Genomic DNA, 8635 nt, shown 5'->3' with positions numbered 1-8635 from the left:
TTATTGTGAATATTTATTCTGTTAATTTTCAGTTTACGTAAACGTAAAGGTGGTGATTTAAGTGACTTAACACAACCTTTATTAAATATTCTTTAAAATGTCACCGGTGTCATTTGTTTTTTGTTTGTCATAATTTAACATATTTGATGTTTTTTACTTCTCTTGGTGAATTTGTCAGACCAGTGAGAAATATTCAAGTTAGTGAATATCTATTCATAATTTTGTTGACTCCATTTTAAAACAAAGCTAGTTTTGAATATCTGTCGGAACAATCGTCTTGTTCATTTCCGACCATAGATGTAGCAGGGGGAGGGGTGCATGCTATATGACTCTAAGTTAGAAAAAGATAATTGTGGTTTTGGTTTAATTGCTCAGATAAACGGGCAAGCAAGTCATAAACTGATCCGCAATGCAATTACAGGGTTAGACCGAATGCAACACCGTGGTGGTATTGCATCAGATGGCAAAACAGGTGATGGCTGTGGTTTATTACTGCAAAAACCAGACAGCTTCTTTAGAGCCATTGCCACTGAAAACGGTTGGCACTTAGGTAAAAATTACGCTGTCGGTATGTTGTTTTTGAATGCTGACGAAACGCTTGCATCTCAAGCCCGAAAAGTGATTAACGAAGAATTAGAAAAAGAAACGTTAACGCTCGTTGGCTGGCGAGAAGTGCCAACTGAACCAGGCATGCTAGGGCCTATTGCCTTAAAGCAACTACCTAAATTTGAACAGGTGTTTGTATCAGCACCTGAAGGCTGGCGCCCGAAAGATCTAGAGCGTCGCTTGTATATCGCAAGACGTCGAATAGAGAAGCGCTTAGTTGAAGATGACCAGTTCTATATTTCGAGTCTTTCAGGTCTGGTAACAGTTTACAAAGGCTTAATGATGCCTGTGGACCTACCAAACTTTTATTTAGATTTAGCAGATATGCGTATGAAAAGTGCTATCTGTGTTTTTCACCAACGCTTTTCTACGAACACGCAGCCGCGTTGGCCGTTAGCCCAGCCATTTAGATATTTGGCGCACAATGGTGAAATTAATACCATTGCTGGTAACCGTCAGTGGGCAAGAGCACGAGCTTATAAGTTTTCTTCACCATTGTTGCCAGATTTACAAACGGCCGCGCCATTTGTAAATGAAGAAGGTTCAGATTCATCAAGCCTAGATAACATTCTTGAATTATTCCTTGCCGGTGGTATGGATATTTTCCGTGCTATGCGCATGCTCGTGCCGCCTGCATGGCAAAAAAACAGAGCTATGGACGATGATTTACGCGCCTTTTACGATTTTAACTCTATGCATATGGAGCCCTGGGATGGCCCAGCAGGGATCGTTATGTCAGATGGTCGATTTGCGGCATGTAACCTAGATAGAAATGGTCTACGTCCAGCGCGTTACGTGATAACCCAAGATGGGTTTATCACGCTTGCATCTGAAGTCGGTATCTGGGATTACACAGCCGATGAAGTGGTTGAAAAAGGTCGTGTTGGTCCAGGTGAATTGCTGGTTATCGATACCCTTCATGGCAAAATTTGGCAGTCTGATGAAATCGATCAAGATTTAAAATCACGTCATCCTTACAAAACTTGGCTTGAGCAAAACGTAAAACGTCTTACGCCTTTTGAAGATTTATCAGAAGAGGATGCGGGTGTACGCGATTTTGACGACGAATTATTGCTGACTTATCAAAAGCTATTCGGATACAGCAATGAAGAGTTAGACAACGTTATTCGTGTTATGGGACAAAATGGCCAAGAGGCAACAGGTTCAATGGGTGACGACACCCCATTTGCTGTTTTGTCTGAAGGCCATCGCTCTTTGTACGATTACTTCCGTCAAAAATTCGCGCAGGTAACAAACCCACCGATTGACCCACTTCGTGAAAATCACGTAATGTCATTAGCGACCTGTATCGGCCGTGAGCAAAACGTCTTCAATGAAACCACAGGCCATGCCAAGCGTCTTCAGTTTGCCTCACCAGTACTCACATTTTCTGATATGCAGCAGTTAGTGAATGCCGATGACGAACATTACTGCGCCTGTAAAATTCAGCTGAACTATGACAAAACAGAGTCTTTAAAATCAGCGCTAGAGCGAGTCTGTGACGAAGCTGAACAAAAAGCACGCGCAGGGTGTGTTATGTTAGTGTTGAGTGACAGAAATATCAGCAAAGATATGCTGCCAATTCCTGCGGCTATGGCAGTGGGCGCAGTACAAAAACGTTTGGTAAATACTAATTTACGCTGTGATGCCAACATCATAGTTGAAACTGGCAGTGCCAGAGATCCACATCAGTTTGCCGTTTTATTAGGGTTTGGTGCGACGGCGATTTATCCGTATCTAACATACGAAACACTCGTTGCCATGTGCGACACTAAAGTGATTGATAAAACCTACCGCGAGGTGACGCTGGCTTATCGTAATGCCATCAATAAGGGTCTATTCAAGATCATGTCTAAGATGGGGATCAGTACGGTCGCGTCATATCGTTGCTCTATGCTATTTGAAGCTGTTGGCCTATCAGATGACATTGTTGAAATGTGTTTTAAAGGCGTTGCGAACCGTATCAAGGGCGCAGATTTTGAAGATTTTGCCTATGAACAAGCGCAACTTCATAGGCTCGCTTTCAGTAAGCGTAAGCTGTTGTCACATGGCGGTTTATTAAAGTTTGTTCACGGTGGTGAGTATCATGCTTATAACCCTGATGTGGTACAAACACTGCAAGTTGCGGTTAAATCTGGTGAATATCAAGATTACCTAAAATACGCGGATCTTGTTAACAATCGTCCAGTTACAAATATCCGAGATCTATTGGCGCTTACATCGGACGTATCACCTGTCAGCCTTGATGATGTAGAGCCTGTAACAGAGCTTTATAAGCGTTTTGACTCAGCGGCCATGAGTATTGGTGCATTATCACCAGAAGCTCATGAAGCGCTGGCTATTGCTATGAACCGCTTAGGTGGTTGCTCGAACTCTGGTGAGGGCGGTGAAGATAAACTGCGTTTTGGCACTGAGAAAAATTCTCGTATTAAACAAGTTGCATCAGGCCGTTTCGGTGTCACTCCGCATTATTTAAGAAATGCCGATGTTATTCAGATCAAAGTTGCACAGGGGGCAAAACCTGGTGAAGGTGGCCAACTACCTGGTGAAAAGGTAACGCCTTATATTGCTAAATTGCGTTACTCGGTACCGGGTGTGACGCTAATTTCGCCACCACCACATCATGATATTTATTCAATTGAGGATTTAGCTCAGCTTATTTTTGACTTAAAGCAAGTTAATCCAGAGGCGATGATCTCGGTTAAGTTGGTATCAGAGCCAGGTGTCGGCACAATCGCAACGGGTGTTGCCAAAGCTTATGCTGATTTAATTACGATTGCAGGTTATGACGGTGGTACAGGAGCAAGCCCACTGACTTCGGTTAAATATGCCGGAAGCCCTTGGGAGCTGGGACTTGCTGAAACTCAACAAGCTTTAGTTGAAAATGGGCTTCGTCATCGTATTCGCCTGCAAACAGATGGCGGCCTTAAAACAGGGTTGGATATTATTAAGGCAGCTATTTTAGGTGCAGAAAGCTTCGGTTTTGGTACTGGTCCTATGGTGGCGCTTGGTTGTAAATATCTACGTATTTGTCACTTAAATAACTGTGCAACAGGTGTTGCAACTCAAGACGACACACTTCGCCATAAGCACTATCATGGCTTACCTGATATGGCGATGAACTACTTCAAGTTTATTGCCCAAGAAGCCCGTGAAATTATGGCGCAACTTGGGGTAACTCGTTTGGTCGATTTAATTGGCCGAACTGATTTACTAGAAACGATCGAAGGCAAGACGAGCAAGCAAAGCAAGCTTGATTTATCAGGCTTGTTAGCCAAGCCGAATAACCCAACCAATGAGACTTTATATTGCTCAGCAGCGAATACCTCTCATTATAAGGGGGAGCTAAACGAACTACTGTTATCAAAAGCACAAGCTGCGATTGAGAGCAAATCAGGTATTTCATTGGTTAATCGTATTTGCAACACCGACCGTTCGGTAGGCGCGATGCTATCTGGTTACATTGCCAATTTACATGGCAACCAAGGCATGGCAGCAGATCCGGTGGCAATTGAACTACACGGCACTGCAGGTCAATCATTCGGTGTTTGGAATGCCGGTGGACTTGAAATGACTCTAGTCGGTGACGCTAACGATTATGTCGGTAAGGGCATGGCTGGCGGTAAACTAGTAATTCGTCCCCCAGTTGGTTCAAGTTTTGAGTCACATCAAGCAAGTATTGTCGGGAATACCTGCTTATACGGTGCGACAGGCGGTAAGTTGTTCGCAGCAGGAAAGGCAGGTGAGCGATTTGCGGTTAGAAACTCAGGTGTCATAGCAGTAGTTGAAGGCTTAGGTGACAATGGCTGTGAATATATGACTGGCGGCGTTGTTTGCGTACTAGGTAATGTAGGTATCAACTTTGGTGCTGGCATGACAGGTGGATTTGCCTATGTGCTAGATGAAAAAGCTGACTTCGAAAAGCGTATAAATCCAGAGTTGGTTGAAATTGTAGAGCTGTCAGAGCTTAATACACATCAAGAGCACTTACGTGGTTTAATTGCTGAGCATTTAGAGCTTACAGGCTCTGCTAGAGCAGAACAGGTCCTAGCTGAATTTGAGTTGTATTTACCTAAATTCAAACTAGTTAAACCAATTTCAAGTGATGTAAAGAGCCTATTAGGTCATCGTGCTCGCAGTAGCGCTGAATTAAGAGTACAGGCGCAGTAAGGGGGAGAGTATGAGCGAAAATGTTTACCAATTTATCGATGTGCAACGTGTTGATCCAAGAAAAAAACCAATTTCATCACGTAAGCAATCATTTGTAGAGATTTATGAGCCATTTTCACAAAACCAAGTGAATTCTCAGTCAGACCGTTGTTTAGATTGTGGTAACCCATATTGTGAATGGAAGTGCCCGGTGCATAACTATATTCCACAGTGGCTAAAGTTGATCCGAAATGGTCGTATTTTAGAGGCTGCAGAGCTGTCACATCGCACCAACAGCTTACCAGAGGTATGCGGACGAGTGTGTCCTCAAGACCGTTTGTGTGAGGGGGCGTGCACGCTCAATGAAGAGTTTGGTGCGGTAACAATTGGTAATATCGAAAAATACATCACGGATACTGCCTTTGCCCAGGGCTGGAAGCCGGACATGTCGTATGTTGTATGGACGGACAAGAAAGTCGCCATTATCGGTGCGGGTCCTGCCGGTTTAGGCTGTGCAGATATTCTAGTCCGCAATGGGGTTAAACCGGTTGTTTTCGACCGAAACCCAGAGATTGGTGGTCTACTGACGTTTGGTATTCCATCTTTCAAGCTTGAAAAATCGGTGATGGAAAATCGACGTGAAATTTTCACTGAGATGGGCGTTGAGTTTAAGTTAAATACAGAAGTTGGCAAAGATATCAGTCTTGATGAAATCATTGCTGAATATGATGCAGTATTCATCGGCGTGGGCACATATCAAAGTATGCGCGGTAACCTTGAGAACGAAGATGCTGAGGGCGTATATGACGCGTTACCATTCTTGATTGGTAATACAAACCGAGTGATGGGGTACGATGAAGCTCAACAACCTTATATCAGCATGGCGAATCAAAAGGTTGTGGTGTTAGGTGGTGGTGATACAGCGATGGACTGTGTTCGAACATCTATCCGTCAAAACGCAGCGCATGTTACCTGTGCGTATCGCCGTGACGAATCAAATATGCCAGGCTCAGTTCGTGAAGTAAAAAATGCCAGAGAAGAAGGCGTAAACTTTAAGTTTAATGTTCAACCAAAAGGCATTGAATTAAATGCCGAAGGCAAAGTTGTTGGTGTGAAGATGGTCGAAACCCGCTTAGGCGAACCCGATGCGGCAGGTCGTCAACGTGCAGAAGAAGTACCAGGCACAGAGCATGTGCTTGACGCTGATGCGGTGATCATGGCGTTTGGTTTTAAACCACACAATCTTGATTGGCTAGCACAATACGATGTTGAAATTAACCGTTGGGGTGGCATTGTTGCGCCTGAGCAGGGCGCCTACACGCACCAAACAAGTAACCCTAAGATCTTTGCCGGCGGCGATGCAGTTCGAGGTTCAGACTTGGTTGTAACAGCTATTTTTGAAGGCCGTAATGCTGCCGAAGGCATTTTGGATTATCTAGAAGTTTAAAGTCCAATATTAAATATCTTTATCCATAAAAAAACCCAGTTTTCAAACTGGGTTTTTGTTATTTTCTTATCGCTTATCGCTTATCGCTTATCGCTTATCGCTTATCGCTTATGCTGCTTGAATAGCCAATAGTTCTTTTGCACTGGCTCGGGTTGTTTCACTGATCGATTCACCACCAATAAGACGGGCAATTTCGTCAACACGATGCGCATCTTCTAATGGCTTCATCGAAGTAAAAGTTTCTCCTTTGATGACTTTCTTGCTAACAAAAAACTGTTGATGCCCACTACACGCGACTTGCGGTAAATGGGTGACACATATGACTTGCGTCGATTTTCCAAGCTTACGAAGTAATTTACCAACCTGAGAGGCGGTTGGGCCAGAAATACCCACGTCGACTTCATCGAAAATAAGCGTTGGCGTCGTCACTTTTTCAGCGATAATCACTTGAATAGCCAAACTGATACGAGAGAGTTCACCACCCGAAGCAACTTTTGCTAAAGCTTGCAAAGGTTGACCTGGGTTCGTTGAAACTAAAAACTCTATGGCATCATAACCCTCACTATTAGGCCTAAGCTCTGGTTTTGGCTGCAATTCAATTGCAAACTTACAGTGTTTCATGGCTAAATCATCCATGCTCGCACTAATAAGTTTCTGTAGCTTTTTCGCCGACTGGCTTCGGCTATCACTCAGCGCCATTGCAGCTTGTTGGTAAGCTGACAGAGTTTGGGCGATTTCTTGCTCTAGAATATCAATACGTGCGTTATCTGAACTTATATTATCTAGCTGCGCTTTTAACGATTGATGATGCTCGTAAAGTTCTTCAGGTCTCACATGATGTTTACGCGATAGATCCATGATTTTAGATAGACGATCTTCGACTTCTTGTAATCTGAGCGGGTCTTGGTCAATTTGGTCTGCATAGTCTCGAATTTCGCGGCTTGCTTCTTCGACTTGTACAACGGCTTCTTCTAGCAATTGAGCGATGTTAGCGAGACTACTATCAACACTGGTTAAACTATTGAACTGTTGTGCACTATGCTGTAGCTGGCTTAACACTGTGGTGCCATCTTGCTCATACAAAGCCATTAACTCCTGTTGACAGGTGTTAATAATGGTTTGGCTGTGGCTCAGCCGATATTGTTCTTCTTCAATTTGCTTAAATTCATCAGCTTCAAGTGAAAACTCATCTAATTCAGCTACTTGATATTCTAGAAGTTGCTGTTGTGCCGCTTTAGCCTGCTGTTCTTTTAAAAGAGTTGAATACTCTCGCTGTAATTGCTGGTAATGCTGAAATTGATTTTTTACGGCAGTTTGTAGGTGAGTGTGGCCTGCATAAGCATCAATGAGATGAAGTTGATGTTCAGTTTTTAATAGTAATTGGTGAGCATGTTGTCCATGGATGGCGATTAAATATTCGCCTAACTCTTTAAGTTGACTGGCAGTAACTGAAACGCCATTTATGTAACTCTTACTGCGACCACTTCGGCTAATGACACGACGTAAAATACAATCATGCTCATCGTTATTTAGCATATGTTCTTTAAGAAATTGCTGAGCCTTAGTGAGTTGCTGAATATTGAATTGTGCCACGATCTGAGCGCGATCTGCACTCGGTCTGATCGCACCTGCGTCCGCTCTTTCACCTAAGCAAAGTGATAGAGCATCTATGGCAATAGATTTGCCTGCACCAGTTTCGCCCGTGATGGCTGTCATGCCATCACGCCATTCAATATTTAAATCATTTACAATTGCGAAGTTACTAATTTCAAGGCTGATCAACATATCTGTATATCCAAACAGTATTTACACTGTTAATTTATACAGTAGTTAAGGATAAATCAAGCGTGAAATTAAATTTGTGCTGTAGCGAGTTTATTCACTTCAGTTTGATTGTTCTGATCTGAATCAGCGTCTATATCTATTTCATCTTTATCTTGGTTTTCAACATCGGTAATGTCAGCAGTTTTTAATAAAGTGATCATTGCAGGCAGTGATTCATAGTAGAAATCTTTGTTATACGCGACACCATTTGTCGGAAGCTCTTTTGCAAAAGCAGTCATGGTATCTTTTAAAGTATCCATGGTGTCCTTTTCACGATGCTTATGCACTTCTTCACCCACAGTTAAAATAAACAACTCAACTATGCGCTCGAGTTGATTTAAATTGTCTTCTGTATGTGCTTGCACAACAAAAAAGTTATTAACGATGGCGTTAATCGTACCGCTGTATTTTGAGGGTATAGCGCCGGCTGCAACAAATTCAGAGGTTTTAGTTTTGAAATGCAGTGTTACTTCATTGTGTCTTTGGTTAAAAACCTGCTTCTCAGCATTTTTTGCTTTTTTTCTATTATTTTCGATAACAAGATAAACGCCTAAAAGTGTGATTAGTAGCACGATTGTGGCGATAATAATGTAATTCATAACGTGTGTA

Annotated in this window: 4 protein-coding genes; 2 read left to right on the top strand and 2 right to left on the bottom strand. The window is 42.7% G+C overall.

What is annotated here, in order from left to right:
- Nucleotides 1–318 precede the first annotated feature (318 nt).
- A complete protein-coding gene (gltB, locus tag ABMY35_RS19990) occupies nt 319–4776 on the top strand; it encodes a glutamate synthase large subunit (RefSeq protein WP_349287829.1) in 4458 nt (1485 codons plus the stop codon).
- Nucleotides 4777–4786: 10 nt separating this feature from the next.
- The gene (locus ABMY35_RS19985; RefSeq protein WP_349287828.1) at nt 4787–6202 is read left to right on the top strand and encodes an FAD-dependent oxidoreductase; all 1416 of its coding nucleotides are present in this window, start codon (nt 4787–4789) and stop codon (nt 6200–6202) included.
- 108 nt (nt 6203–6310) lie between these two features.
- On the opposite strand, the gene recN is transcribed toward ABMY35_RS19985, so the two are convergent.
- Entirely contained in the window at nt 6311–7987 is a 1677-nt protein-coding gene (gene recN, locus ABMY35_RS19980; protein WP_349287827.1) for a DNA repair protein RecN, read from the bottom strand.
- Nucleotides 7988–8055: 68 nt separating this feature from the next.
- A complete protein-coding gene (locus tag ABMY35_RS19975) occupies nt 8056–8625 on the bottom strand; it encodes a hypothetical protein (protein ID WP_349287826.1) in 570 nt (189 codons plus the stop codon).
- Between the last annotated feature and the right edge of the window lie 10 nt (nt 8626–8635).

The organism is Pseudoalteromonas sp. BZB3 (genome assembly GCF_040104455.1).
In the GTDB taxonomy this organism is placed as follows: Bacteria; Pseudomonadota; Gammaproteobacteria; order Enterobacterales; family Alteromonadaceae; genus Pseudoalteromonas.
The sequence above is the reverse complement of the archived record's forward strand: the minus strand, read 5'-3'. Positions and strand labels throughout refer to the sequence as shown.